General features: G+C 74.7%; 21 protein-coding genes. 11 read left to right on the top strand and 10 right to left on the bottom strand.

Annotated elements, in window-relative coordinates:
• Window positions 1-112 precede the first annotated feature (112 nt).
• From DEF28_RS07470 to mnhG, 6 genes are read left to right on the top strand one after another with little or no spacing between them, the layout of a single operon-like run.
• Complete coding sequence (locus tag DEF28_RS07470; RefSeq protein WP_114396805.1) at window positions 113-3,049, top strand: Na+/H+ antiporter subunit A; 2,937 nt, start codon at window positions 113-115, stop codon at window positions 3,047-3,049.
• Complete coding sequence (locus DEF28_RS07465) at window positions 3,046-3,876, top strand: Na(+)/H(+) antiporter subunit C (RefSeq protein ID WP_114396789.1); 831 nt, start codon at window positions 3,046-3,048, stop codon at window positions 3,874-3,876. Before DEF28_RS07470 ends, DEF28_RS07465 begins: the two co-directional genes overlap by 4 nt.
• Entirely contained in the window at window positions 3,877-5,550 is a 1,674-nt protein-coding gene (locus DEF28_RS07460) for a Na+/H+ antiporter subunit D (RefSeq protein ID WP_114396790.1), read from the top strand. It begins immediately after the preceding gene.
• The gene (locus DEF28_RS07455) at window positions 5,547-6,137 is read left to right on the top strand and encodes a Na+/H+ antiporter subunit E (protein ID WP_114396791.1); all 591 of its coding nucleotides are present in this window, start codon (window positions 5,547-5,549) and stop codon (window positions 6,135-6,137) included. The genes DEF28_RS07460 and DEF28_RS07455 overlap by 4 nt, the downstream gene beginning before the upstream one ends.
• Window positions 6,134-6,454, top strand: a complete 321-nt coding sequence (locus tag DEF28_RS07450) for a monovalent cation/H+ antiporter complex subunit F (RefSeq protein WP_181874230.1) — start codon at window positions 6,134-6,136, stop codon at window positions 6,452-6,454. The genes DEF28_RS07455 and DEF28_RS07450 overlap by 4 nt, the downstream gene beginning before the upstream one ends.
• A complete protein-coding gene (gene mnhG / locus DEF28_RS07445; protein ID WP_114396792.1) occupies window positions 6,451-6,801 on the top strand; it encodes a monovalent cation/H(+) antiporter subunit G in 351 nt (116 codons plus the stop codon). Before DEF28_RS07450 ends, mnhG begins: the two co-directional genes overlap by 4 nt.
• A gap of 25 nt (window positions 6,802-6,826) precedes the next feature.
• On the opposite strand, the gene DEF28_RS07440 is transcribed toward mnhG, so the two are convergent.
• The 3 genes from DEF28_RS07440 to DEF28_RS07430 all read right to left on the bottom strand — a co-directional run bounded on the left by DEF28_RS07440 (window position 6,827) and on the right by DEF28_RS07430 (window position 9,880).
• The gene (locus tag DEF28_RS07440; RefSeq protein WP_114396807.1) at window positions 6,827-8,203 is read right to left on the bottom strand and encodes a HAMP domain-containing sensor histidine kinase; all 1,377 of its coding nucleotides are present in this window, start codon (window positions 8,201-8,203) and stop codon (window positions 6,827-6,829) included.
• A 131-nt stretch (window positions 8,204-8,334) separates the two neighbouring features.
• Complete coding sequence (locus DEF28_RS07435) at window positions 8,335-9,033, bottom strand: response regulator transcription factor (protein WP_114396793.1); 699 nt, start codon at window positions 9,031-9,033, stop codon at window positions 8,335-8,337.
• 220 nt (window positions 9,034-9,253) lie between these two features.
• On the bottom strand, window positions 9,254-9,880 hold the full coding sequence (locus DEF28_RS07430; RefSeq protein ID WP_325048990.1) for a PIN domain-containing protein: 627 nt from the start codon (window positions 9,878-9,880) through the stop codon (window positions 9,254-9,256).
• Window positions 9,881-10,354: 474 nt separating this feature from the next.
• On the opposite strand from DEF28_RS07430, the gene DEF28_RS07425 reads away from it, so the two are divergent.
• Entirely contained in the window at window positions 10,355-10,777 is a 423-nt protein-coding gene (locus DEF28_RS07425) for a hypothetical protein (protein ID WP_114396795.1), read from the top strand.
• A 24-nt stretch (window positions 10,778-10,801) separates the two neighbouring features.
• Here DEF28_RS07425 and DEF28_RS07420 read toward each other — a convergent pair whose 3' ends face one another.
• Entirely contained in the window at window positions 10,802-11,758 is a 957-nt protein-coding gene (locus tag DEF28_RS07420) for an HpcH/HpaI aldolase/citrate lyase family protein (protein ID WP_114396796.1), read from the bottom strand.
• 123 nt (window positions 11,759-11,881) lie between these two features.
• On the opposite strand from DEF28_RS07420, the gene DEF28_RS07415 reads away from it, so the two are divergent.
• Window positions 11,882-14,230, top strand: a complete 2,349-nt coding sequence (locus DEF28_RS07415) for a molybdopterin-dependent oxidoreductase (RefSeq protein ID WP_114396797.1) — start codon at window positions 11,882-11,884, stop codon at window positions 14,228-14,230.
• Between the two features lie 19 nt (window positions 14,231-14,249).
• Here the strand turns inward: DEF28_RS07415 and DEF28_RS07410 are convergent, their stop codons facing one another.
• The 4 genes from DEF28_RS07410 to DEF28_RS07395 all read right to left on the bottom strand — a co-directional run bounded on the left by DEF28_RS07410 (window position 14,250) and on the right by DEF28_RS07395 (window position 19,214).
• Window positions 14,250-15,140, bottom strand: a complete 891-nt coding sequence (locus DEF28_RS07410; protein WP_233515145.1) for an ABC transporter ATP-binding protein — start codon at window positions 15,138-15,140, stop codon at window positions 14,250-14,252.
• Between the two features lie 46 nt (window positions 15,141-15,186).
• Window positions 15,187-16,209, bottom strand: a complete 1,023-nt coding sequence (locus DEF28_RS07405) for a FecCD family ABC transporter permease (RefSeq protein WP_233515149.1) — start codon at window positions 16,207-16,209, stop codon at window positions 15,187-15,189.
• Between the two features lie 86 nt (window positions 16,210-16,295).
• Window positions 16,296-17,321, bottom strand: a complete 1,026-nt coding sequence (locus tag DEF28_RS07400) for a FecCD family ABC transporter permease (RefSeq protein ID WP_114396808.1) — start codon at window positions 17,319-17,321, stop codon at window positions 16,296-16,298.
• Between the two features lie 1,119 nt (window positions 17,322-18,440).
• Window positions 18,441-19,214: an SDR family oxidoreductase gene (locus tag DEF28_RS07395; protein WP_114396800.1), complete on the bottom strand. Its 774-nt coding sequence runs from the start codon at window positions 19,212-19,214 to the stop codon at window positions 18,441-18,443.
• A 164-nt stretch (window positions 19,215-19,378) separates the two neighbouring features.
• Between DEF28_RS07395 and DEF28_RS07390 the strand changes: the two genes are divergently transcribed.
• Window positions 19,379-20,335 carry a bifunctional helix-turn-helix transcriptional regulator/GNAT family N-acetyltransferase gene (locus DEF28_RS07390; RefSeq protein WP_114396801.1) on the top strand — a complete coding sequence of 319 codons (957 nt, stop codon included), beginning with the start codon at window positions 19,379-19,381 and terminating at the stop codon, window positions 20,333-20,335.
• Between the two features lie 60 nt (window positions 20,336-20,395).
• Window positions 20,396-21,709, top strand: coding sequence for an aminotransferase class I/II-fold pyridoxal phosphate-dependent enzyme (locus DEF28_RS07385; protein ID WP_114396802.1), 1,314 nt, complete (start codon window positions 20,396-20,398; stop codon window positions 21,707-21,709).
• A gap of 473 nt (window positions 21,710-22,182) precedes the next feature.
• Here the strand turns inward: DEF28_RS07385 and DEF28_RS29050 are convergent, their stop codons facing one another.
• Together DEF28_RS29050 and paaN are read right to left on the bottom strand one after the other, a co-directional pair.
• On the bottom strand, window positions 22,183-22,956 hold the full coding sequence (locus tag DEF28_RS29050) for an SDR family NAD(P)-dependent oxidoreductase (protein ID WP_369122474.1): 774 nt from the start codon (window positions 22,954-22,956) through the stop codon (window positions 22,183-22,185).
• Between the two features lie 53 nt (window positions 22,957-23,009).
• Complete coding sequence (paaN, locus tag DEF28_RS07370) at window positions 23,010-24,692, bottom strand: phenylacetic acid degradation protein PaaN (protein ID WP_114396803.1); 1,683 nt, start codon at window positions 24,690-24,692, stop codon at window positions 23,010-23,012.
• Between the two features lie 241 nt (window positions 24,693-24,933).
• On the opposite strand from paaN, the gene paaI reads away from it, so the two are divergent.
• Window positions 24,934-25,317, top strand: a complete 384-nt coding sequence (gene paaI, locus DEF28_RS07365; protein WP_114396809.1) for a hydroxyphenylacetyl-CoA thioesterase PaaI — start codon at window positions 24,934-24,936, stop codon at window positions 25,315-25,317.
• The last annotated feature ends 60 nt before the right edge of the window (window positions 25,318-25,377 follow it).

The raw sequence follows: 25,377 nt of genomic DNA, 5'->3' as shown, positions 1-25,377 counted from the left end.
GTGTCCCCGCCACCGCGTGGCCCCCGCCGGACGGCGGCCGCCGCGGACCCGCCCGACCGCGCCCCGCGCGGGCCGCCGGACACCGGTAGGAGGGAGGCCGCACGTGCTCGCGCTGCTGACCGCGCACTTCGCCGCCGCCCTGCTGGCCCCGCTCCTCGTCCGCCGGTGGGGACGCACCGCCTTCCTCATGCTGGCCGCCGTGCCCGGAGCGGCCGCGGTGTGGGCGCTGCTGCACGCGCCCGGCGTCGTGGCCGGCCACCCGGTGACCACGCGGATCCCGTGGGCGCCGGAGTTCTCCCTCACCCTGGCGTTCCGGATGGACGCGCTCGGCCTGGTCATGACGCTGATCGCGGCCGGGATCGGCACCCTGGTCCTCGTCTACTGCGCACGCTACTTCTCCGACGACGAGCCGGGGCTCGGCCGGTTCGCCGGCGTACTGACCGCGTTCGCCGGGGCGATGCTCGGCCTCGTCCTAGCCGACGACCTCATCCAGCTCTTCGTCTACTGGGAGCTGACCACGGTCTTCTCCTACCTGCTGATCGGCCACCGCGCCGAACTGCGGGAGAGCCGCCGGGCGGCCATGACCGCGCTGGTGGTCACCACGCTGGGCGGTCTGGCCATGCTGGTGGGCGTGATCATGCTCGGCGAGGCGGCCGGCAGCTACCTGGTCTCCGACATCCTCGCCGACCCGCCGCGCGGGACCGTGGTGACGGTCGCCCTGGCGCTGGTCCTGGTCGGGGCGCTGTCCAAGTCCGCGCTGCTGCCGTTCAGCCTCTGGCTGCCCGCCGCCATGCAGGCGCCCACCCCCGTGAGCGGCTACCTGCACGCCGCCGCGATGGTCAAGGCGGGCGTCTACCTGGTCGCCCGGCTCACCCCCGCGTTCGGCGACCTGCCGGTCTGGCAGGTGACGGCGCTGGCGTTCGGTGCCGTCACCATGGTCCTCGCCGGGTGGCGGGCGCTGCGCGAGTACGACCTGAAGCTGCTGCTGGCCTACGGCACCGTCAGCCAGCTCGGCTTCCTCACCGTCCTGCTCGGAGCGGGGACCCGCGACGCCGCGCTGGCCGGCCTCGCCATGCTGTGCGCGCACGCGCTGTTCAAGGCGCCGCTGTTCCTCGTGGTCGGCATCATCGACCACAGCACGGGGACGCGCGACCTGCGGGAGCTGTCCGGTCTGCGGCGGGCGATGCCCGTGACCTTCTGGACCGCCGTGGTGGCGCTCGCCTCGATGGCCGGGCTGCCGCCCACCGCCGGGTTCGTGGCGAAGGAGGCGGCGTTCGAGGCGCTCACCCACACCGGGCCCGCCGGTCCGGTGGTCCTGGCCGCGGTGGTGCTGGGGTCGGTGTGCACGGTCGGCTACAGTCTGCGGTTCCTGTGGGGCGCCTTCGCCGGCAAGCCGGACGTCGCGCCCACGCCGGTGCACGCCCCCGGGCCGCTGTTCGTGGCGCCGGCCGTGGTGCTGGCGGCGCTGAGCCTGGCCGGCGGCCCGCTCGCCGGTGCCGTGGACCCCGTGGTGGCCGGGTACGCGGACACGGTGCGCTGGACCGGCGGGGCCGAGGCACAGCACCTGGCGCTGTGGCACGGTGTCGGACTGCCGCTGGCCCTCTCGGCGCTGTGCGTCGCGGGCGGCCTGGTGCTGTTCGGCCTCCGCGAACGCGTGGCCTGGCTCGGCCACCGGCTGGAGCTCGTGGACGCCGACCGCGTGTACCGCCGCACGCTCGCGGCGGTCGACTCGTTCGCGCTGCAGGTCACCGGCTTCACCCAGCGGGGCTCGCTGCCGATCTACCTCGGCACGACGCTGGTCACGGTGGTGGTGCTGAGCGGGATCCCCATCATCCAGGGCCGGCTGTGGACCATGGAGGCGCCGCCGGTCCGGCTGTGGGACTCCCCCGTGCAGCTCGTCCCGGCCATCATCACAGTCGTCGCCGCCCTCGGGGTGCTCCGGGTGCGCCGCCGGCTGTTCGCGGTGGTCTTGGTGGGGCTGACCGGCTACGGAACGGCGACGCTGTTCGCCCTGCAGGGCGCCCCGGACCTGGCACTCACCCAGTTCCTCGTCGAGACGGTCAGCCTGGTGGTGTTCGTGCTGGTGCTGCGCCGGCTGCCGCCCCGCTTCAGCACGCCGGCGCTGCGCGGCCGCCGGCTCGGCAACCTGCTGATCGGAGCGGCGACGGGGCTGCTCGTCGCCGCGATGGCCTACTTCGCCCTGGCCGGGCGGCGCGCCGAGTCGATCTCGACCGGGTTCCCCGACGCCGCGCGGGAGGCCGGCGGCACGAACATCATCAGCGTGATCCTCGTGGACCTGCGCGCCTGGGACACGATGGGCGAGATCTCCGTGCTCGCGGTCGCCGCCGCGGGGGTCGCCAGCCTCATGTTCCTGCGCCGGCGCACCCAGCCGGTGCGCGGCCGGCCGGGCGAGCGCGCCGTGCCGCTGGCCGCGGCCCCGGTGGCCGACGGAACCGCAGGCAGCGCGGGAGCCCCGTGGCAGCCGACCGTGCTCACCACCGCTCCGCGGCAGCTGCGGGTCGAGCCGCGCTGGAACCCGCTCTGGCTGCCCGGCGCGCAGGCGCTGGCCCGGGAACGGCGCTCCATCGTGTTCGAGGTGATCGCCCGCGCGCTGTTCCCGGTGGTCATGCTGCTCTCGGTCTACCTGCTGTTCGTCGGGCACACCGACGTGGGCGGCGGCTTCGCCGGGGGGATCGTGGCCGGGCTCGGCCTGATGGTGCGCTACCTCGCCGGCGGCCGCTACGAGCTGTACGCGGCCGTCCGGGCGCAGCCGGGCGCGCTGATCGGCATGGGCCTGGTGATCGCGACCGGGACCGCGCTGGCCGGTGCGGTGTTCGGCACCGAGATCCTGGCCGGCGGCGCGTTCGACCTGCACATCCCGCTGGTCGGGGACCTGCACCTGACGTCGGCACTGGTGTTCGACTTCGGCGTGTACCTGCTCGTGATCGGGCTCGTGCTCGACATCCTGCGCAGCCTGGGCGCGCGGGTCGACGAGCAGCTGGAGAAGGAGAGCCCGACCGAGCGGCAGGCCGAGGAGGTCACCCCGTGAACGACACCCCGACCCTTCTCCTGGTGGCCGTCACCGGTGTGCTGGTGGCGGTGGGCGTGATGCTGCTGCTGGAGCGCAGCCTCACCCGGGTGCTGCTCGGCGTGATCCTGATGGGCAACGGGATCAACCTGATGATCCTGTCCACGGGCGGCACCGCGGGCGGGCCGCCGCTGCTCGGGCTCACCCCCGAGTCGGAGATGGCCGACCCGCTGCCGCAGGCGATGATCCTCACCGCGATCGTCATCACGCTGGGCGTCACCGCGTTCCTGCTCGCCATGGCGTACCGCAGCTGGCAGCTCCAGGGCAACGACGACGTCCAGGACGACGCCGAGGACCGCCGCATCGCCTTCGGCGGCGGTCGGCGGGAGCTGCGCCGGCAGATCCGGCGGCAGCGGCGCGAACTCCGGGCCGAGATCCGGACGCAGCGCGCGGACCTACGCGACCGGATGGCCGCGCAGGACCGCAGGGAGGCCGCCGAACGGGCCGCGCTGCGCTCCCGGATGCTGGCCGCCGACCGGGAGCTGCGCGCCTCGCTGCGCGCGGGCGGTCGGGGCGGTGCGGGCGCCGACGACGCGGAGGTGGCGCAGCGGATCCGCGACGCGCGCCAGGCCCGCCAGGACAGCGTGGCGGACCTGCGCCGGGAGGTCGAGTCCTGCCGGGAGGGCCTGCGCGAGCACCGCCGGATCGACCGGGAGACCGAGCGGGAGATGCGCCGCGAACTCCGGCGGCGGGTCCGCGCGCAGAAGCGGCGGCTGCACACCGCGATCCGGGCCGAGCGCGAGCGGCTGGCCCGCGCCGAGGACAGCGACCTCCAGGGGAGCGACTAGATGGCCGACATCCTGCACTACCTGGTTCCGCTGCCGGTCGTCCTGCCGCTGTTCACCGCCGGCCTCAAACTCGCGATCGGCACCCGGCTCGCCCGGCTGCAGCGCGCGATGAGCGTCGCGGCGCTCACGGCGGTGCTCGCCATCGGCCTGGTGCTGCTCTTCGGGGTGGACGCCCACGGGCCGCAGGTCGTGCACGTCGGCGAGTGGGGCGCACCGATCGGCATCGCGCTGGTGGCCGACCGGCTGTCGGCGCTCATGGTCACGGTCTCCGCGGCGATCACGCTGGGCGTCCTCGTCTACTCGATCGGCCAGGGCCTGGCGGACGAGGACGAGGTGGCCCCGCTCGCGGTGTTCCACCCCACGTACCTGATCCTGGTGGCGGGCGTGTCGAACGCCTTCCTCGCCGGCGACCTCTTCAACCTCTACGTGGGGTTCGAGATCCTGCTGACCGCGAGCTACGTGCTGCTGACCATCGGCGGGACCCACGCGCGCATCCGCGCGGGCGCCACCTACGTGGTGGTGTCCCTGCTGTCGTCGCTGCTCTTCCTGATCGCGGTCGGCCTCACCTACGCGGCGGCGGGCACGGTGAACCTGGCGCAGCTGGCGGTCCGGCTGCCCGAGGTCCCCGCGGAGCTGGGGCTGGTGCTCCAGGTGATGCTGCTCGCCGCGTTCGCGATCAAGGCCGCGGTGTTCCCGCTCTCGGCGTGGCTGCCGGACTCCTACCCCACCGCCCCGGCACCGGTCACCGCGGTCTTCGCCGGCCTGCTGACCAAGGTCGGCGTGTACGCCATGATCCGCACCCAGACCCTGCTGTTCCCGGACGGCCGGGTGGACGACCTGCTGATGTGGGCGGCGCTGGCCACGATGGTGGTGGGCATCCTCGGCGCGGTCGCGCAGACCGACATCAAGCGGCTGCTGTCGTTCACGCTCGTCAGCCACATCGGCTACATGGTGTTCGGGATCGCGCTGGGCAGCGCGCACGGACTGGCCGGGGCCGTCTACTACGTCGCGCACCACATCACCGTGCAGACCGGGCTGTTCCTGGTCACCGGTCTGATCGAGCGGCGCGGCGGCAGCACCTCCATGACCGACCTGGGCGGGCTGGCGCGGCTCTCGCCGCTGGTGGCGATCCTGTTCTTCGTGCCCGCGATGAACCTGGCCGGCATCCCGCCGCTGTCCGGGTTCCTCGGCAAGCTCGGCCTGATGCAGGCCGGCGTGCAGGCCGGCACCCCGCTGGCCTACACGCTCGTCGCCGGATCGGTGCTGACCAGCCTGCTGACGCTGTACGCGATCGCCCGGGTCTGGAACCACGCCTTCTGGCGGGCGCCGGCGGCGGGGGCGGTGATCGCGCCCGGGACCGTGCTGGAGGAGACCGAGGAGGACGAGTCGCCGACCTCGGCGTTCGGCCCGGGCGAGGCCGTGGGCCCGTCGTCGCGGGTGCGCACGCCGGCCGCGCGGACCGTGGCCCGGGCGTCGACGCTCGGCGGGCGCAGGATCGTGACGTCGACCTCCCTGCCCGCGGCCATGGTGGGCGCGACGGCGGGACTGGTGCTCCTGGGGCTCGCCTTCACGCTGTTCGCCGGGCCGCTGATCGGATACTGCGACCGCGCCGCGGCCGAACTGCTCGCACGCGCCCCCTACATCACCGCGGTCTTCCCGGGAGGAACGTCATGACGGCGCCGAGTGACCGCCCCCGCCCGCCGGCGCGGCTGCGGGTCGGCCGCCGGGCGGTCCACCTGCCGACCCTCGGCGTGCTGGTCGTGGTCTGGGCCATGCTCTACGACGAGGTGTCGGCGGGCGTGCTGCTCTCGGGCGTGCTGGTCGGCCTGGCCGTGCTGCTGGCCTTCCCGATGCCGGCGGTGGACTCCACTCTGCGGCTGCGCCCGTGGGCGTGCGTGCGGCTGCTGGCGCGGACGGCGGTGGACATCGTGCTGGCGAGCGCCCGGGTGCTGCGGTACACGTTCGCGTTCGGCCGGGTACCGCACAGCTCGGTGATCCGGGTCCCGCTGCGCACCCGGTCCGATCTGATGCTGACCGGGACCGCCGTGGCGCTGTCGGTGGTGCCGGGCAGCGTGCTCGTCGAGGTCCGCTACGCCACGCGGACACTGTTCGTCCACGTGCTGGGGGCGGCCAACGCCGCCGCGGCGGACGCCGCCCGGGCGGACGTACTGCGGCTGGAGGAGCGGGTGGTCCGCGCGTTCGGCACCCGAGAGGACATCCGGCTCCTGGAGGCGGCCGGCGGAGAGCGGGGTGCCCGGTGACGGCCGTGTGGATCGCGATCGAGGTGCTGCTGGGAGCGGCGGCGCTGCTCAGCATGGCCCGGCTGGTGATGGGCCCGTCCATCCTGGACCGGGCGCTGTCGGTGGACGTCGTGCTCGCCGCCACGATCGCCGGGATCGGCACGTTCGCGGCCTTCCACCGTGATCCGACGCTGCTGCCCGTGCTGCTGGTGGTGTCGCTGCTGGGGTTCGTGGGCTCGGTGAGCGTGGCCCGGTTCGTCGCCCGGCGCACCGACCCGGAGCCGCCGGGCGGGGAGCAGGGGCCCGGGAGCGGGACCGAGAGGGGGAGCGAGCGGTGACCGCCGTACTTGACTGGATCGCGCTGGGCTGCCTGCTCGGCGGCGCGCTGCTGTCGTTCGCGGCCGGGGTGGGGCTGGTGCGCTTCCCCGACCTGCTGTCGCGCATGCACACCGCCGCGAAGCCGCAGATCCTCGGGCTGCTGCTGATCCTGGTCGGGATCGGGCTGCGGATGGCGCCCGATCCGCGGGTGGGCATCCTGGTGCTGGTGGCGCTGTTCCAGCTGCTCACCGTGCCGGTGGCGGCGCACATCGCCGGCCGGGCGGCCTACCGCACCGGCCGGGTGCGCAGGGACCTGCTGGCGATCGACGAGCTGCGCGACGAGCTGGCGGAGGACTCCGGCCGGTGACCGCCGGCCCCGCGCGGGCCCGTTCTCACCGGTGGGCGCCCCCGGGGTGCGCGAGCGGCAGTTCGAAGCCGATCACGGCGCCGCCGCCCGGGCGGTTGCCGGCGAAGACCCGGCCGCCGTGCGCGGTGGCGATGTCGTGCACCATCGACAGGCCGAGCCCGGAACCGGGCATGCTGCGGGCCGACGTGGCGCGGTAGAACCGCTCGAAGATGTGCCCGAGCTCGTTCGGGTCGATGCCCGGCCCGCGGTCGCGGACCTCGACCCGGCCCGCCCGGATCACGATCTCGATGGGGCCGGCGCGCTCGGTGTCGAACTTCGCGGCGTTCTCCACGGGGTTGGACAGCGCGCGCTCCAGCGCGTGCGGCCGGCCGAACACCACGCTGTCGTCGGCGTCCACGATGATCTCGCGGCCGGTCCGCCGCCCGGTCCGCGCGGCGACACTGCGGGCCAGCTCGCGCAGCGAGACCTCCTGCGGGGCCTCGTCCTCCCGGGTCTCGGTGGCCAGCTCCACGAGCTCGTTGACGAGGTCGGTGAGCTCGCGGGTCTCGCCCTGGAGGTCGTCGATCAGCCGGCGCTGGGCGTCCGGTGAGAGCCGGTCGAACCGCTTCATGACGCTGACGTTGGTGCGCAGGCTGGTCAGCGGCGTGCGCAGTTCGTGGGAGGCGTTCTGCACCAGGCGGCGCTGGTCCTCCTTGGACGCGGCGAGGCGGGACAGCATGGCGTCGAACGCCCGGCCCAGCCGGCCCACCTCGTCGCGCGAGCCGGAACCCGCGTCCGGCGCGGCGACGTCGATGCGCCCGGTGGAGCCCACGTACTCCGCCGCCTCGGTCAGCCGCACCAGGCGGCCGGTGACCCGCCGGGCGATCAGCCACCCGGCGCCGCCGGCGCACAGCAGGACGACCGCGCCCACGGCGACCATCTGCCAGGCCATCGAGTCGAGCATGCGCTCCATCGGCGACAGCCGCTGGCCGATCTGCACGGCGCCGCGGCCGTTGCCGTAGGAGATCGTGGCGATCCGGTACGTCTCGCCGTTGGCGTGGTCCTCACGGGTGCGCACCACCCCCGCCGCGGTCTCGGCGGCGACGGCGCGGTCCGAGGGGGTGACGGGCAGGACCTCGATCTGGTTGCGGTCGTTGACCGGGACGGAGACGTTGCCGGTGGGCGACAGCAGCTGGAACGTGAAGGTCTCGGAGTGCAGCAGGCCGAGCTGGCCGATGCCGCCGTCGCCGAGCGCGGAGGAGCGCAGGTCGCTGGCGAGCCCGGCGACGGTGGAGTCGAACTCCTGCTGGGCGTCGGTGCGGATGAGCAGGGCCGCGGCGTTGTAGGCCAGCGAGCCGACCAGGATGATGACCGCGGCGGCCACCAGCGCGAACGACACCGCGAACCGGGTGCCCAGCGACATGTCCTCGAACCGGCGCGCCAGGCGCGGCGCGGCCTGGGCCGGCCGGCCGTCGCCGGGAGGGCCGGGAGTGCCGGGAGTGCCGGGTGTACCGGGAGTGCCGGTCGAACCGTACATGTCCAGCGCCGGTCCCCTCACTGCGGTCGGATGGTGTACCCGACGCCGCGCACCGTCTGGATCAGCGGGGCCGAGCCGGCCGGTTCCAGCTTGCGGCGCAGGTAGCTGATGTAGACCGCGAGGTTCTTGGACTCCGGACCGAAGTCGTAGCCCCAGATGCGGTCGTAGATGGTGGCGTGGTCCAGCACGATGCCGGCGTTGCGGGCCAGCAGCTCCAGCAGGTCGAACTCGGTCTTGGACAGGTCGACCTCGCGTCCGCCCCGCCACACGCGGCGGGCGCCCGGCTCGATCCGCAGGTCGCCGACCCTGATAGGCGGCTCGCCGCCCTCGCCCTCCACGACGGGCGCGGCGCGGCGCAGCAGCGCGCGCAGCCGGGCGAGCAGCTCGTCGAGCTCGAACGGCTTGGCCAGGTAGTCGTCGGCCCCGGCGTCCAGTCCGGCCACCCGGTCCGGGGTCTCCACCCGCGCGGTCAGCATGAGGATCGGAGTGCGGTCCCCCTCGGCCCGCAGCACCCGGCACACGCCGAGCCCGTCCACCCCCGGCATCATCACGTCCAGCACCAGCAGGTCCACCGGCTCCCGGTGCACCGACGCCAGCGCCTGCACGCCGTCGGCCGCGGTCCGCACCTCGTAGCCCTCCAGCTGCAGGGCACGTTCGAGGGACTCGCGGATGGCGCGGTCGTCGTCGGCGAGCAGGACTCGGCTGGGTGCGTTCATGGCTGCCATCGTGGCGCATGCGGGTTAGCGATCGGTAAGAGTGACATGCCCTGTCAGTGCGCGGGCCTGACCAGTGCTCGCGGGCGGCCTACCACTGGCGTCCCGCGGCAGGCAGCAAAAAAACCTGGCCCACAAGGGACCAGGTGAGTGATGGCATCGATACTAAGTAGCGCTACGCACCCACGTCAACTTCGGGACGACGATGTCATGTGCGGAGTCCTCACCATCCCTGTGGCCGCACATAGCGGCCCACGGTCTCGGGCAGCTGGTGGTTGACGAAGTCCTCGACGGTCAGTTGCCTCCACCAGTGCCTGCCGACTCCTTCGCCAGCAGCGCCCCTCAGAGCGCCGGCCAGGACAGCCCTGGTGGGGTTGACGAGGCCGACCGGCACACGTTGCCGCGCGATGGAAAGCGGGAGTTTCAGGTCGCTGTCGTTCGACAGCACCACGGCGGCGTCCACTTCCCGCTCCAGGACATCGAGGAGCAGATGCGAGGCGACGTTGACGTCCGAGCCTTTCTCTTCCCGATGGGCGAAGGAGACCAGAAAGACAGAATCCGGACGCGGGATACCACCCTCCTGCACCATCACCGGCCAGGTGGGCCTGGCGGTCTGCGGACGCCCCTTCTTGTCGGCCACGGCGAGTGGAGCACGTTTGACGCGCTCGACGTACTGGCCGTACTCGATATGATCAACGCTTTTCGCCGCCAGTAGAGCCTTCAGATAAATATCTTGGTCTCGATGTCCGGAAGGATTGCCCCGAGCGCCGATGCGGGCTGTGCAGTAGACGATCCTGGCCACCGCGGCGCCACCCCACTCAGCACGCGTCACCACAAGGCGTTCCACCAAGGACCGAATGTCAAGCCAACGCCAACCAGCTACACCGCGCCCACAGAGGCCGCGCCCCCCATAGTACAGATTGTAGGCGTCGACATAAATTCCCACCCGCATTCCAGCAAAGTAGCACGAAACACACCCGAGGCGCCGCCTCAATCAATGCCGCACTCAACTGGAAAGCGCCTCGATAATACGGCAGCACTCACAAATCAAGTTCCAGCGCCAAACTCGACCAACAGCACGAAGCACATCAGACCTTGGCGAAGTATGGATTCTCCTCCTGCCGGGCCGCGAACCCGCCCGGACGACCAGCAATTCATAGCGATGCCGGTGATCCGGACGTTCGACCCGCGTATCGCTCCACCTGGACGGTGAGCCGGGACCCACGGGGTAGACCCAGGCATGCGGGCGCCGACGGGTGTCGGTGCCCGCGGTCGCTCCGTACGGGGCCACCGCACGACGTCGACCACGGGGAGAGTCAGGAACATGGCCATGCGCCCGCACCACCTGCCGCTGCGCCTGATCACCGGCGCGTTCATCCTCAACTCCGGTCTCGGCAAGCGCCGGGCCGACGATGCCACCGCCGGGTACCTGCACGCCGAGGCGGCGCGCGCCTACCCGTTCCTCAAGGAGGTCGATCCGCGGAAGTTCACGAAGCTGCTCAGCGCCGCCGAGATCACCCTCGGGTCCGCGCTCCTGGTGCCCGCGGTCCCCAGTGCCATCGCGGGTGCCGGGCTGACCGGATTCGCCGCGGGGCTGCTCGGGCTCTACTTCACCGACCCCGACGCCCGGGAGCGGGACGGGATCCGGCCGTCCCAGCAGGGCATCGCCCTCGCCAAGGACGGCTGGCTGCTGGCGATCGGGCTCAGCCTGCTCATCGACCGGTCCCGGCCGCGGCGCGCGAGGTGACCCGGCGCGCGGGGGCCGGGCCGGTCAGCCGGCGTCCGGGGTGAAGGTCCGCGTGCGGCGCAGCCCGGCGGCGCGCCCCTTGGCGGCGACGACCAGGGCCATCTTGCGGGACGCCTCGTCGAGCATCTCGTCGCCGAGCATGACCGCCCCGCGCCGCTGGACCGTGGTGGCGTGCTGGTAGGCGTCCAGGATGAGCTCGGCGTGGTCGTAGTCGTCCTGGGTCGGCGAGAACACCTCGTTGGCCGCGTCGACCTGGCCCGGGTGCAGCACCCACTTGCCGTCGTAGCCGAGCGCGGCGGTGCGCCGGGCGGACCGGGTGAAGGCGGAGACGTCGCGCACCTGGAGGTAGGGGCCGTCGATCGCCTGGAGGTCGTTGGCGCGCGCGGCCATGAGGATCCGCATGAGGACGTGGTGGTAGGCGTCGCCGACGTCGTAGCCCGGCGGCTGCTCGCCCACGACGAGGGTCTTCATGTTGATCGACGCCATGAAGTCGGCCGGCCCGTACACCAGGCTCTCCAGGCGGGGCGAGGCGGCGGCGATCTCGTCGACGCGGACCAGGCCGCGGGCGTCCTCGATCTGCGCCTCGATGCCGATGCGGCCGGCCTCCAGGCCGACCGCCTTCTCGATCTGGGTGAGCAGGAGGTCCAGCCAGCGCACGTGCGCGGGGTCGGTGACCTTCGGCAGCACCAGGCAGTCCAGTTCGGCGCCGGCGCCCTCCACCACGGCGATGACGTCGCGGTAGGTCCACCGCGTGCCGAGGTCGTTCACCCGCACCGCGCGGACCTTGCCGTCCCAGCCGCCCTCGTTCAGCGCGGCGACCACGGTGTCGCGCGCCTTCTCCTTCTCCAGCGGCGCGACCGCGTCCTCCAGGTCGAGGAAGAACGCGTCGACCGGCAGGCCGCGGGCCTTCTCCAGGAACCGGGGGTTGGACCCCGGGACCGCGAGCACCGACCTGCGCGACCGCGACGCCACCGCACCCATCGACCGTTCCTCCCACCGCTGCGCCCAACGTGATTCGTCCAGTCTGGCAAAGCCGCGGCTCGGGGTGCGGAGGGGCGCCCGCGTAGGCTGGCGGTCGGCCGCGTCACGTCCGGGAGGAGCACCATGGCAGACGGAGAGGGCCGTGCCCCCGTCACCGTCCATCCGACCCACGCGCACTGGGGCAGCTACCAGGTCCTGGTCCGCGACGGCACCGTGGTGGGCGTCCGGCCCGACCCCGCCGACCCGGCGCCCTCTCCGGTGATCCGCAACACGCCGGTGGCGCAGCACCACGCGACCCGGGTGGCCCGGCCGGCCGTCCGGCGGCGCTGGCTGGAGAGCGGTCCCGGTCCCGACGACCGGCGCGGCCACCCGGACGACGAGTACGTGGCCGTGGACTGGGAGACCGCGCTGGACCTGCTCGCCGCCGAACTCGACCGGGTGCGTCGCGAACACGGCGGCACCGCCGTCTACGGCGGCTCCTACGGGTGGGCGAGCGCCGGGCGGCTGCACCACTCGCAGGGGCAGCTGCACCGGTTCCTCAACACCATCGGCGGCTACACGCGCTCCCGCGCCACCTACAGCCACGCGGCGGTCGAGGTGCTGTTCCCGCACGTGGTGGGGCCGCGCGGCGGTTACGAGCTGCTGCGGCGCCCGCCGACGTGGCGCGCCATCGCCGAGCACACCGACCTGCTCGTCAGCTTCGGCGGCCTGCGCGTCTCCAACATGTGGACCGCCTCCGGCGGCCGCGCGGCGCACACGGCCGAACCCGACCTGCGTGCCGCCGCCGGGCGGGGCGTGCGCATGGTGTCCGTCAGCCCGCTGCGCGACGACACGCCGGCCGACGTGGCGGCCGAGTGGCTGCCGATCTCGCCCGGTACCGACACCGCGGTGCTGCTCGCCCTGATCCACACGCTGTTCGCGGACGGTCTGGCCGACACTGGCTTCCTCGCGCGCTACACCGTGGGCGCGGACGAACTGCGCGACTACGTCATGGGCGACGTGGACGGGGTCCCCAAGAGCCCCGAGTGGGCCGCCGAGCTGAGCGGGCTGCCGGCCGACGGGCTCCGCGACCTCGCCCGGCGGATGGCGGCCGGCCGCACCCTCGTCAACGTGGGCTGGTCGGTGCAGCGCGCCCGCTACGGTGAGCAGCCGCTGTGGGCGGGGCTCGCACTCGCCGCCTGCCTCGGCCAGATCGGGCTGCCCGGCGGCGGCTTCGCCACGGGCTACGGCTCGATGGGTTCCTACGGCGGCGGCGCCACGCCGGAGGGGCTGCCGACCTTCCCGCAGGGCCGCAACCCGGTGGACTCGGTCATCCCGGTCGCGCGGGTGACCGACATGCTGCTGAACCCGGGAGCGCCGTTCGACTTCGACGGCCGCCGGCTCCGCTACCCCGACATCCGGCTGGTGTACTGGTCGGGCGGCAACCCGTTCCACCACCACCAGGACCTCAACCGGCTGAGCCGGGCGTTCGGCCGCCCCGAGACGGTGGTGGTCCACGAGACGCACTGGACGGCGACCGCCCGGCACGCCGACATCGTGCTGCCCTCGACGACCGCTCTGGAGCGGGACGACTTCACCGCCGGCCAGGGGGACCTGCGGCTGCGCGCCATGCCGCGGGTGGTCGCGCCGCACGGCGAGGCGCGCGACGAGTACGACGTGTTCTCGGAGCTGGCCGCGCGGATGGGCGTCGGCGCGGAGTTCACCGAGGGGCGCACGTCAGCGGAGTGGCTGGTGCACCTGTACGAGGAGTGGCGCGGGCGGCTGCGCGCGGCGGGCACGGAGGTGCCGCCGCCGTTCGAGGAGTTCTGGGCGGCCGGGAGCATCCCGATCCCGGGGCGGGTCGAGGACAGCGCGCTGTTCGGTGACTTCCGCGCGGACCCCGACGGCTGCCCGCTGGGCACGCCGAGCGGCCGGATCGAGCTGTACTCGGCCACCATCGCCGGTTTCGGCTACCCGGACTGCCCGGGCCGGCCGACCTGGCTGGACCCCGAGGAGCGCCTCGGATCGCCGCGGTCGCGGACCTGGCCGCTGCTGCTCGTCGCCAACCAGCCGACCGGGCGGCTGCACAGCCAGCAGGACATGGGCGAACACAGCCGGTCGGAGAAGATCGCGGACCGGGCGCCGATCCGGATGCACCCCGCGGACGCGGCGGCGCGCGGCCTCGCGGACGGCGACGTGGTGCGGGTGGCCAACGACCGCGGGAGCTGCCTCGCGGGCGTCCGGACCAGCACGGATCTGCGCCCGGGGGTGGTGCAGCTGGCCACCGGCGCGTGGTTCGACCCGTCGGGCGCCCCGGGGCTGTCCTGCGTGCACGGCAATCCGAACGTGCTCACCCCGGACGCGGGCACGTCGGCGCTCAGCCACGGCAGCACCGGCCAGCTGGCGCTGGTCGAGGTGGAGCGCTTCGAGGGCACCCCGCCGCCGGTGCGGGTGTTCGACCCGCCGCGGATCACGCCGGCCGCGGAGCGGTAGCCGGGGCCGGCCCCGGCGCTCAGGCGCGCTGCGGGACTCCGGAGGCGTCGTCGGCGCCGGCCTGCGGGGACTCGCCGGCGCCCGCGCCGGAGCGGCCGGCGGCGCGCCGCGCGATGGTCCCGCGGCGGTCGGTGGCGACGATCAGCGGGGTGCCCGTCTCGGGGTCGGGGATGACCCGGCAGGGCAGGCCGAACACCTCCTCGACGAGCTCGGCGGTGATGACCTCGGCCGGGTCCCCCTCGGCCACGATCCGCCCGTCCTTCATCGTGATGATGTGGGTGGCGTACCGGCACGCCTGGTTGAGGTCGTGCAGCACCGCGACCAGCGTGTAGCCGCGCTCGTGGTGCAGTTCGGCGCACAGGTCGAGCACGTCCATCTGGTGGGCGATGTCGAGGTAGGTCGTCGGTTCGTCCAGCAGCAGCAGCGGGGTCCGCTGGGCCAGCACCATGGCCAGCCACACGCGCTGCCGCTGCCCGCCGGAGAGTTCGTCCACCATCCGGGCGGCGAGGTCGGTGACCCGCGTGGCGTCCATGGCCTCGGTGATGATCTGCTCGTCGGCCCGCGACCACTGCTTCAGCAGCTTCTGGTGCGGGTAGCGCCCGCGCGCGACCAGGTCGGCGACGGTGATGCCGTCCGGCGCCACGGAGCTCTGCGGCAGCAGGCCGAGCCGCCGGGCGACCTCCTTGGACGGGTAGGAGCCGATCAGCCGGCCGTCGAGGTGGACCGCGCCGGAACTGGGCTTGAGCATGCGGGACAGCGCGCGCAGCAGGGTGGACTTCCCGCAGGCGTTGGGGCCCACGATCACGGTGAAGGAGTTGTCCGGGATCGTGATCCCGAGGTCACGGGAGATGACCCGCTGGTCGTAGGCCAGCGTCAGGTTCTCTCCCCACAACCGGGCCGGTTCGGACATGTTCTCTCGCTTCTCTCCTGGAGGTTCTTCCTGCCGGGGGCGCCGGTCAGGCACGGCCGGTGCGCCATTCGCGGTACAGCAGCCAGACCAGGTAGCTGCCGCCGATGACGGCGCTGACGACGCCGACCGGGAGCTGGACGGGGGCCATCGCGCGCTGCGCCACCAGGTCGGCGGTGAGCATCAGGAACGCGCCCATGAGGCCGGCGCCCGCGATCGTGGCCCCCTCGGCGCGGGCCAGCCGCCGGGCGAGCTGCGGGGCGGCGAGCGCGATGAACGAGATCGGGCCGGAGACCGCGATGGCGACGCCGGTGAGCGCGCTCGCCGCCAGGAGCGCCATCGCCTGGGTGGACTGCGGGGAGACCCCGAGCGCCCGGGCGGTGTCGTGCCCCATCTCCATCAGCCGCAGGCGGCGGCCGTAGGCGATGATCAGCGGGACGAGGACGGCGGTCCCGACGGCGACCGCGATGACGTGCCCCCAGGTCCGGGCGTTGAGGCTGCCGATCATCCACACCTGCGCGGCCATGGCGTCGGTCAGCTCGGCACGGCTGATCAGGTAGTCGCGTACCGCGAGCAGCATGGCGCTCAGACCGATGCCGACCAGGATGAGCCGGTAGCCCTGCACGCCCCGCTTCATGGCCAGGAGGTAGACGAGCAGCGCCGTGGCGACGCCGCCGGCGACCGCGCCGAGCGCGGTGGCCACCATGCCCCCGCCCAGCACCAGGATGGTGAGCACCGCCCCGGTGGCCGCACCGTGGGTGAACCCGATGATGTCCGGGCTGCCGAGCGGGTTGCGCGACAGGCTCTGGAAGACCGCCCCTGCCACACCGAGCCCGGCGCCGACGAGCAGCGCGGTCAGCGCCCGGGGCAGGCGCACGCCCTGGACGAAGAAGACGTCGAGCCGCTCGCCCCGGCCGGTCAGCGCGAGCAGCACCTCGGGCAGCGGGATCTGGTAGTCGCCGACCATCAGGGTGACCGCGAGCACCACGAGCGCGGCGGCGACCAGCGACGCGTACACCGCCGCCAGCCGCGGGCGCAGCCGGAAGGAGACGCGGTCGCCGAGCCGCACCACGCGGCCGGCCGGGGTGCGGCCGTCACCTCGCTCCGGCGCGGAGCCGGACGGGCCGGAAGAGCCGGAAGGGCCGGGAAGTAGCGCCGTCACAGCTTCGCCACCTTCTTGCGCCGGACCAGGGCGATGAACACGGGCGCGCCGACCAGCGCGGTGATGATGCCCACCTCCAGTTCGCCGGTGGGCAGCACGATCCGGCCGAGGGTGTCGGCGCCGACCAGCAGGATGGCCGCGAGCACCGCCGAGTACGGCAGCACCCACCGCTGGTCGGGGCCGATGAGGGCGCGCGCGACGTGCGGCACGGTGAGCCCGACGAAGGCGATGGGACCGGCGGCGGCCGTCGCGCCGCCGCACAGCAGCACGATGGCCAGGGCGGTCACCGCACGGGTGCGGTTGACGCGCGCGCCGAGGGCGGCGGCCAGGTCCTCGCCGAGGGCGACCGCGTTCAGCTGCGATCCCAGCAGCAGCGCGAGGAGCGTGCCGGCGAGCAGGAACGGCAGCACCGCGGTGAAGACGCCCAGGTCGCGGCCGACCAGCGAGCCGATCTGCCAGAACCGGATCTGGTCGAACACGAACTCGTTGAGGATGATGACGCCGTGCACCAGGCCGATCAGCACCGCGCCGATGGCCGTTCCGGCGAGCGCGAGCCGGACCGGGGTGGCGCCGCCGCGTCCCGCCGACCCGAGCACGTAGACCACCACGGTGGTCAGTGCTGCCCCCGCGAACGCGAACCACACGTAGGCGTTGAGGTCGGTCAGCCCGAAGACGTAGACGGCCAGCACCACCGCGGCGGCGGCGCCGGCGTTGATCCCGAGGATGCCGGGGTCGGCCAGCGGGTTGCGGGTGAGCGCCTGCATGAGCGCGCCGGACAGCCCGAGCGCGGCGCCGACCGCCACGCCGAGGAGGGTGCGCGGCAGCCGCAGTTCGAAGATGACGCTGTGGTCGTAGGAGCCGTCGTAGTTCCACAGGGCCTGCCACACCGTGGACAGCGGGATGGCCTTGGCTCCGACCGCGATGCTGAGCAGCACGCACAGCCCCAGCACGCCCAGCGCGACCAGCAGCCCGGCGGCCCGCGCCGCGTGCACCCGCGCGTGCGCCGCGGTGCGCCGCTCCAGCGCGGCCGCGGCATCGCGGGTCGGGCCGTCGATGACCTGGGCCGCGGAGGAGCCCCCCGGGGTCACCGCCCGCCCGCCCGGCACAAGGGGAGGGCGCGCCGCAGCGAGTGGAACACCAGGAACCTCCGACGCCGACACCGTCACTCTGAAACTTAGTAGAGGCTAACCTATCCCCCCGGTCGGCGGAAGGCGGGATCCCCGATGTGCGATACGCCTCCGGGCGGTGGCCCACCAGGAGGAACCCGACGCGGGTCGGGGCGGCGGGCGAGCGTTCCCGCACCGGATGCCCGCAGCCACCGGCGCGCGTCCGGGGGATCCGGTGACCGCGCGCCGGACCACGGGCGGGACGCTGCCGGCCGCCACTGCCCGCGGGGGACCGGCTGCGGTGCGCGGTCGCCGGAGCGGACGGCGCACCTGGGACCATCCGTCCCGCCCGGTCTCCGTGCCGGGTCCGGCGGGTCCGCCGCCCTGGCAGACCGGCACCGGGTGCTGCGCCGCATGCCGCGCCGGGCCGCCGGGAGACGGAGCCCGCGGCGGGCCCGGCGGCCCGTGCGAGCCGCCCCCATGGCCGGGCCGCCCGTGCGGGGGGCTCGCGGGCCTGCCCACCATGGCGGGCCTTGCGGGCGGGGACCCCGTTCGTGCCGGGGAACCGGGCGCGGCCGCCCCGGCGGGCATCACAGCCCAGCCGAACCGCCGCGTGCGGAGATCCGCGGTCGGCGGGTCCCGCCGCTGACCGCGGGCCGCGGAGCTCCCGGCACGGGCCCGAGGACGAGCGCATCCCTCCCGGCCCAGGCGGGCACGCCCGGGAGGGCGGCCGGCCGCCCTCCCGGCAGGCCGCCGTCGCGGGAGCGGGGCGCTGAAGCGGGCGGTCCGCCGGTCGCGGGTCTTCGCGGCGGGCGGCGCGGGCGTCTCCCGCCGCACGCGGGACCGCCCGGAGCAGCCGCGCGGGCTCGCTTCGCTTCGGTCCAGGTCGGGGGGCAGCGCCGGTGCCCTGACGGCGACGGAGGCGGCCGCCCGCCTCCTCGCCGCACTGGCGGGGGGCTGACCGGCAGCCCTCCCCCTGGCACCCCGGTTCCCGGACCGCGTTCCCCGGCCCGTGGCCGCCGGAGTGCGACGGCGTCAGAGCGCGCGCAGCAGGCCGCCGTCGCAGCTGATCCGGGTGCCGGTCACGTAGGAGGCACCCGCGCTGGCGAGGAACGTGACCACCGCGGCGAACTCCTCGGGCGTGCCCAGCCGGCCGGCCGGGATCTGGGCGATCGCGGCGGCCCGCACCTCCTCGGGGGTGCGGCCGGACCGCTCCGCCGCGGCGCGGTCCAGGGCGGCGACCCGGTCGGTGTCGATCCGGCCGGGCAGCACCATGTTGACGGTGACGCCGTCGGCGGCGACCTCGGCCGCGAGGGTCTTGAGGTAGCTGGCCAGCGCGGCGCGTGCGGTGTTGGAGCCGACCATGTCGGGGGCCGGCTGGCGCACGAACGTCGAGCCGACGGCGACGACGCGGCCCCAGCCCCGCTCGCGCATGCCGGGCAGCACGGCGGCGACCAGGCGCTGCTGCGCGAGCAGCTGGGTCTCGATGGCCGCCAGCAGGTCGGCGTCGGTGGCCTCCGCCGCGGCCTGGGGCCGGGGACCGCCGCCGTTGAGCACGCACACGTCCACGGCGCCGAACCGCTCCTGCGCCGCGGCCACCAGCCGGGCCGGCGTCTGGGGATCGGCGATGTCGGCCGGAACGGCTAGGGCCGAGGGGAGCTCGTCCGCCCACCGCCGCAGCAGGTCGCCGCGCCGTGCCGTCATGACGACGTTGGCGCCCTCGGCGGCCAGCGCCCGGGCGACCGCCAGCCCCAGTCCGGCGCTCGATCCCGGCACGATCGCCGTGCGCCCCGCGAGTCCGGTGTCCATGGCTCCTCCTTCGCCTCGCCCGAGAACACCCCGGCGGCGGACGTCCACCGGTCCGCCCCATTGTGGCGGACCGGTGCCGGGACGGCCGTCGCGGGTGCCACGCCGGCATTCCGGGAGTAGAGTGCGCGGTAGTTGACTCAGTCAAGAAGATTGTTGACTCCATCATGGATGCCCTCTCCCCCGCCGAAACGCCGGTTTCCCCCGAGGACGTCGCCGAGATCCGCGCGTTCAGCCGGTTCTTCACCAACCGCCTCGGCGTGCTGCGCGCCGGGCTGCTCGACACCCGGTGGTCGCTCACCGAGGCGCGCGTCATGTACGAACTGGCCCGCTCCGGCCGCACGGAGCTCGCCGACCTGCGCCGGGAGCTCGACATCGACGCCGGCCAGCTCAGCCGGGTCGTCGCCCGGTTGGTCGACGGCGGCCTGCTCACCCGGCACCCCTCCCCCGCCGACGGCCGGCGGCAGGTGCTGGAGCTGACGGCGGCCGGAACCGAGACGGCGGCGATGCTGGACGGCCGCGCCTCCGAGCAGGTCCGCGCCGAACTCGCCCCCCTGCACCCCGCCGACCGGCAGCGGCTCGTCACCGCGCTCGCCACCGCGCGCCGGCTGCTCACCGCCGCGACCGGCCCGGCCGCGCGCCCGGGCACCGTGCTGCTGCGCCCGCTGCGCCCCGGCGACCTGGGCTGGATGGTGCAGCGCAATGCCGCGCTCTACGCCGCGGAGTACGGCTTCGACCAGACCTACGAGGCCCTGGTCGCCGAGATCGTCGCCGACTACGGCCGCTCCCACGACCCGCACCGCGAGACCGGGTGGATCGCCGAACTCGACGGCGAGCCCGCCGGCTGCGTCCTCTGCGTCCGGGGAGACGACACCACCGCCAAGCTGCGCCTGCTGCTGGTGGAGCCCTCCGCCCGGGGGAACGGCATCGGCAGCCGGCTCGTGGCGGAGTGCCTCTCCTTCGCCCGGGCCGCCGGCTACCGGCGGATGACGCTGTGGACCAACGACGTCCTGACCTCCGCACGCCGGATCTACGGCCGTGCCGGCTTCACCCGGGTCCGCGCCAAGCCGCACCGCAGCTTCGGCGTGGACCTGGTCGGCGAGACCTGGGAGCGGGACCTGTAGCCGGTGGCGGCGGGGCCGCCGGATCCGCGGTCCCGGCCGCGGCGCGGGCACAATGGGGGCATGGTCATCACCGGGCGCGGAGCGCAGGAGATCGCCGACAGCGTGGAACGGGCGATCACCGGCGGGGGCCTCGGGGCCGGGGCCGCGCTGCCGCCGATCCGGGAACTCGCGGGCCGGCTGGGGGTCAGTCCCAACACGGTGGCGTCGGCCTACCGGGTGCTGCGTGAGCGCGGCCTGGTGGAGACGGGGGGCCGGCGCGGGACGCGGGTGCGCGCGCAGCCCGTCGCGCTGCCGCGCGACATCGAGCCCGAGGCGGTGCCGCCAGGGGCGCGGGACGCCGCCAGCGGCAACCCCGACCCCCGGCTGCTCCCGGACCTGGGTGCCGCGCTCGCCGCCGTCGCGGCGCGGCGGGCTGGGCGGCATCCGCTCTACGGCGACCCCGCCGTCAGCCCCGACCTGCTGGCGGTGGCCCGCGAGTCGTTCACGGCGGACGGAGTGCCGGCGGACGCGCTCACCGTCACCTCCGGGGCGCTGGACGGGATCGACCGCGTGCTGCGCGGCGCCCTGCGCACCGGCGACGGCATCGCCGTGGAGGATCCCGGCTGGACCAGCGGCCTCGACCTCGCCGCGGCTCTCGGGCTGCGGCGGATTCCCATGCGCGTCGACGGCGACGGTCCGCTGCCCGAGGACGTCGATGCGGCGCTGCGCTCGGGAGCGCGGGCCGTGCTGGTCACCAGCCGGGCGCAGAACCCCACCGGCGCGGCGCTCACCTTCGACCGCGCCGAGCGCCTGCGCGTGCTGCTCGCCGCGCACCCGGACGTGCTCACGGTGGAGGACGACCACGGGTTCGGGTTCGTCGACCTCCCCTTCCGCCGGCTCGCCGGTGCCACCGGGCGCTGGGCGGTGGTGCGCTCGGTGGCCAAGGGGTACGGTCCGGACCTGCGGCTGGCGCTGCTCGCCGGCGACCCCGCGACCGTGGACCGGGTGCGCGCCCAGCAGCGGCTCGGCCCCGGCTGGGTGAGCCACGTGCTCCAGGAGGCGTTCGTCGAGCTGTGGCGGTCCGGGGCGGTCGACCCCGGGCGGGCCGCCCACCGGTACCGCGAGCGCCGCGACGCGCTGGTCGCGCTGCTCGCCCGGCACGGGGTCACCGCGACCGGGCGCTCGGGGGTGAACGTGTGGGTGGCGGTCCCCGACGAGGCGACCGCGGTCGGCCGGCTGCTCGCCCGCGGCTGGGCGGTGACCCCCGGCGCCCGGTTCCGGACGGCGGCCCCGCCGGGCATCCGGGTGACGGTCTCCGCCCTGGACCTGGCGGACCTGCCCCGGCTCGCCGACGACATCGCCCTGGCCGTCCAGCCTGGCGGACCGCGGGTGTGAGGGACGCGGCGGGCCCGCCCGGCCACCCAGGCCGTCGCGGCGCCAGCTCCTCACCCGGAGGGCGACGGGGAGCGCGACCGCTCCTCCGGCGACGCGGTACGGCCGCCGCCAGTGCCGGGGTCCGCGACGTCGGGCCCGGTCGCCCCCCCGTACGGGCGATCCTGTCCTCGGTCGCCGCGCGGGAGAGGGTCAGCGCACGGTTCCGGCGGCGGCTTGGTGCCGCGGTCCTCGACCAGCCGGTCGAGCCGCTCGGGCACCGTGTGCCTCCCGGCGTGGACGAGGGCCGCGTAGTGCCGCACACCGCGCATGGCCTTACGGACAGCCGCGTCCGGGTGCGGAACACCAGGCGCCGCACCGCCGGGGCGTCGGAGAGGCACTGGCCGCCGCTGTCCCGGTCCCCTCGGTCAGCCCGGCCCGCTCGTAGTGGCGCGGCGCGTGGCGCGAGGCGTCGAGGAGGTGGGCGACCTCGGTGATCAGCAGCGGCCCGGGGACGTCGGCCGGGCCGGTGAGGCGGAGGAACACCGGCGGTGGATCGCCGCGACCGGCAGCGGGCCGTCGTCCCCGAGCGTTCCGGGCGCCCTGGTCATCAGGGCGTCGGTGGCCGTGGCAGCTGGCCGAGACGCCGGCAGGCCCCCGACGTCCGCGCTCCGGGCGGTGGCGGCCCAGTGCCCGGAGCGCGTCCAGCCCGCGCCGGTACGCGCTCGGGTCGCGCTCGGCCGTCTCGCGTCCGAGCGGCAGCCGCAGCGACGCCTCGGCGCCGTGTGCGGGCGACACCATGAGCTCGGCGGTCCGCACCGGGCCGCCTTCCCGGCGTCCGCAGGCGCCGGGAAGGTGGCCCGGACCGCGGCGGGCAGGTCGCGGTGGGCCGCGGACGCCTCGGCGGACTCCAGCATCTCGGCCCGGTCGACGCCGGTGCGGAACCGGTTGGGCTCGGCGATCACCACGCGGACGCCGGACGGTGCGGCCTCCCCCGCCAGGGTCTCGGACCAGCCGCCGAGGGCGGATCCGGAATCGGAGTACGCCGACATGCCCGGGAACGAGGTCCGCCCACCCGGACCGCTCGTCCGCACGATCGGCCCGGCGCCGCTTGGGCAAGCGCGCCCGGGGCCGGACAGGTACCGGCGATCAGTCCACGCGGCCGCGCGTCGCTGACCTCGTCGGTCGCTCCGAGCACGCGCCCGGCGGTGGTGCGGCTCTGTGTCGCCATGGCGGCGACGCTCGGAGTCCGGGCGCGCTCGTACCCGCACCGGTGCGACCGGGGCGGACCCGCGCGGCGGGCCCGCTCCCGGCCGGCAGGCGGTCAGGCCGGGCGGCGCGACTGCACGAAGGTGAACCGCCCGGCGACGAAGCGCGGGTCGGTGAGTGCGGCGGTGGCGGCCGGATTGGCGCCGGTGCCGTGGTAGTCGCTGAAGGCGGCCGACTGGTTGACGAAGACCTGCCCGGTCAGGTTCGCGGACAGGTGCACGCCGGCGTCGAGCGCGGCGCGTTCGGCCGCGGTCAGGACGTCGGCCTCCCGGGTGTAGACGGCCGCGGTCAGCGCGCCGCGCTCGGACACCGTCTCGCGCAGCAGCCGCAGCGCGTCGCCGGTGTCGGCCGCCGGCACCAGGAACGCGATCGGCCCGAAGTGCTCCCGGCCGTAGACGTCCCGCCGGTCGGCCCCCACCCGGATGATGGCCGGCGTGCGCACGGTGGCGCCGGCGAAGTCGGGGTGCGCGACGCTCCGGGAGGCCAGCAGCACCTCGCCGAGCCCGCCGGCCTCCTCCAGCCGGGCGAGGACGGCGTCGTTGGCGATCGCCCCGAGGACGCCGGTGGCGCGGGCGGTGTCCCCGAGCAGCCGGTCCACGGCCGCCGCGAGGTCGGCCCCCACCTGCTCGACGCTCCGGTGCCCCTCGTCGGTGGTGATCCCGGCGCGCGGCACGAAGATGTTCTGCGGGGTGGTGCACATCTGCCCGCTGTAGAGCGACAGCGAGAACGCGAGGTTGCCCAGCATGCCCGCGTAGTCGTCGGTGGAGTCGATGACGACGGGGTTCACCCCGGCCTTCTCCGTGTTGACGAACGCCTGCGGAGCGTTGCGCTCCAGCCAGTCGCCGAACTCGGTGGACCCGGTGTAGTCGATGATCCGGACCTCGGGCCGCACGGCGAGCGTCGCGGCGAGCCGCTCGTCGGGCTGCTCGGCGGCCAGCAGCACGGTGTCCGGGTCGTATCCGGCCTCGGCGAGCACCTCGCGGGCGACCGCGACCGTGATGGCCAGGGGCAGCACGGCGCGCGGGTGCGGTTTGACGATCACCGGGTTGCCGGTGACCAGGCTCGCGAAGAGCCCGGGGTAGCTGTTCCAGGTCGGGAAGGTGTTGCACCCGATGACCAGCGCCACTCCGCGCGGCACGGCGTGGAAGCGCTTCTGCAGCACCAGCGGGTCGCCCTTGCGCTGCGGCTTCTCCCACCGCACCGCGCCGGCGTAGCGCGCGATGAGGTCGTAGCCGTAGGCCACCGCCTCCAGGCCGCGGTCCTGGGCCTGCGGCCCGCCGGCCTGGAACGCCATCACGAACGCCTGCCCGCTGGTGTGCTGGACGGCGTGCGCGATCTCGAAACTGCGCCGGTTGAGCCGGTGCAGGATCTCCAGGCAGACGCCGGCGCGCACCTCGGCACCGGCGTCGCGCCACCGGGGCAGCGCGGCGGTGGCGGCCGAGAGAAGGGTGTCGACGTCGGCGTGCGGGTAGCCGGTGCCGAGGGCGATCCCGTAGGGCGAGCGTTCGGTGACCACCCGGTCGCCGCCGCCCGGCTGGTCCAGCGGGAAGTCGGCGCCCAGGTAGCGCTCGAAGGCGGCCTGCCCCTCCGGTCCCGCCTCCGGGCCGTACACCTTGGGGCTCGGCGACTCCGGGTACGGGCTCCAGTGGTACCGGCCGTGGACGGCGGCCACCGCCTCCTTCAGGGTGTCGCGGTGCCGCGCGAAGAACTCCGACGGGTTTGTGCTGCCCTGGCTCACGGATCCGCTCCCAACATCCTCGTGGTTCCGGCGACCGCGCCGCCTCTTGACAGATCACCGGGCGGTGATGGTTCCTAGAGGTATTCCTAACCGACCGTTCGTTCAGTTTCAAGGGACGCCGGGCGGTGCCGGCGCTCGCGGGAAGGCGGTGGAGGCGGTGACCGACGACGGCCGCGCGGACGCACCGGACACGCCCGGCGCGGCGGAGGCGCGCGCCGCCGCGGAGCGGGCGGTCGCCGCCATGCTGGCCGCCGACGCGGCGTCCTCCGCCCTGGGGATCGAGGTGTCCGACATCGGCCCCGGCCGGGCCGTGGCGCGGATGCGGGTCACCGGGCGCATGATCAACGGCCACGGCGTCTGCCACGGCGGGTACGTCTTCCTGCTCGCCGACACGGCGTTCGCCGCGGCCTGCAACAGCCACGGCGTAACCGCGGTCGCCGCCACGGCCGACATCACGTTCGTGGCCGCCGCCCGGCACGGCGACGTGCTCACCGCGGCGGCGGCCGAGCGGGTGCGCTACGGCCGCAGCGGCATCTACGACGTCACCGTCACCCGCCCGGGCGGCGGGGTCGTCGCCGAGTTCCGGGGCGGCAGCCGGGCACTGCCGAACGGGCTCGGCGGCTGAGGCCGCCGCACGGCACGACGACGGAGAGGACAGCGATGACCGACCAGGTCTCCCCCCGCC

This window comes from Marinitenerispora sediminis (genome assembly GCF_003336425.1).
Lineage (GTDB): Bacteria > Actinomycetota > Actinomycetes > Streptosporangiales > Streptosporangiaceae > Marinitenerispora > Marinitenerispora sediminis.
This window is presented reverse-complemented; position numbering and strand designations above follow the sequence as displayed.

What these genes read in the sequence shown, in the direction of transcription:
- DEF28_RS07420 (WP_114396796.1), bottom strand. Translation starts at nt 11,758, where the DNA reads ATGGGTGCGGTGGCGTCGCGGTCGCGCAGGTCGGTGCTCGCGGTCCCG.
- DEF28_RS07435 (WP_114396793.1), bottom strand. Translation starts at nt 9,033, where the DNA reads ATGAACGCACCCAGCCGAGTCCTGCTCGCCGACGACGACCGCGCCATC.
- DEF28_RS07455 (WP_114396791.1), top strand. Translation starts at nt 5,547, where the DNA reads ATGACGGCGCCGAGTGACCGCCCCCGCCCGCCGGCGCGGCTGCGGGTC.
- DEF28_RS07410 (WP_233515145.1), bottom strand. Translation starts at nt 15,140, where the DNA reads ATGTCCGAACCGGCCCGGTTGTGGGGAGAGAACCTGACGCTGGCCTAC.
- DEF28_RS07440 (WP_114396807.1), bottom strand. Translation starts at nt 8,203, where the DNA reads ATGTCGCTGGGCACCCGGTTCGCGGTGTCGTTCGCGCTGGTGGCCGCC.
- paaI (WP_114396809.1), top strand. Translation starts at nt 24,934, where the DNA reads ATGCTGGCCGCCGACGCGGCGTCCTCCGCCCTGGGGATCGAGGTGTCC.
- DEF28_RS07385 (WP_114396802.1), top strand. Translation starts at nt 20,396, where the DNA reads ATGGTCATCACCGGGCGCGGAGCGCAGGAGATCGCCGACAGCGTGGAA.
- DEF28_RS07395 (WP_114396800.1), bottom strand. Translation starts at nt 19,214, where the DNA reads ATGGACACCGGACTCGCGGGGCGCACGGCGATCGTGCCGGGATCGAGC.
- DEF28_RS07390 (WP_114396801.1), top strand. Translation starts at nt 19,379, where the DNA reads ATGGATGCCCTCTCCCCCGCCGAAACGCCGGTTTCCCCCGAGGACGTC.
- DEF28_RS07415 (WP_114396797.1), top strand. Translation starts at nt 11,882, where the DNA reads ATGGCAGACGGAGAGGGCCGTGCCCCCGTCACCGTCCATCCGACCCAC.
- DEF28_RS07425 (WP_114396795.1), top strand. Translation starts at nt 10,355, where the DNA reads ATGGCCATGCGCCCGCACCACCTGCCGCTGCGCCTGATCACCGGCGCG.
- DEF28_RS07460 (WP_114396790.1), top strand. Translation starts at nt 3,877, where the DNA reads ATGGCCGACATCCTGCACTACCTGGTTCCGCTGCCGGTCGTCCTGCCG.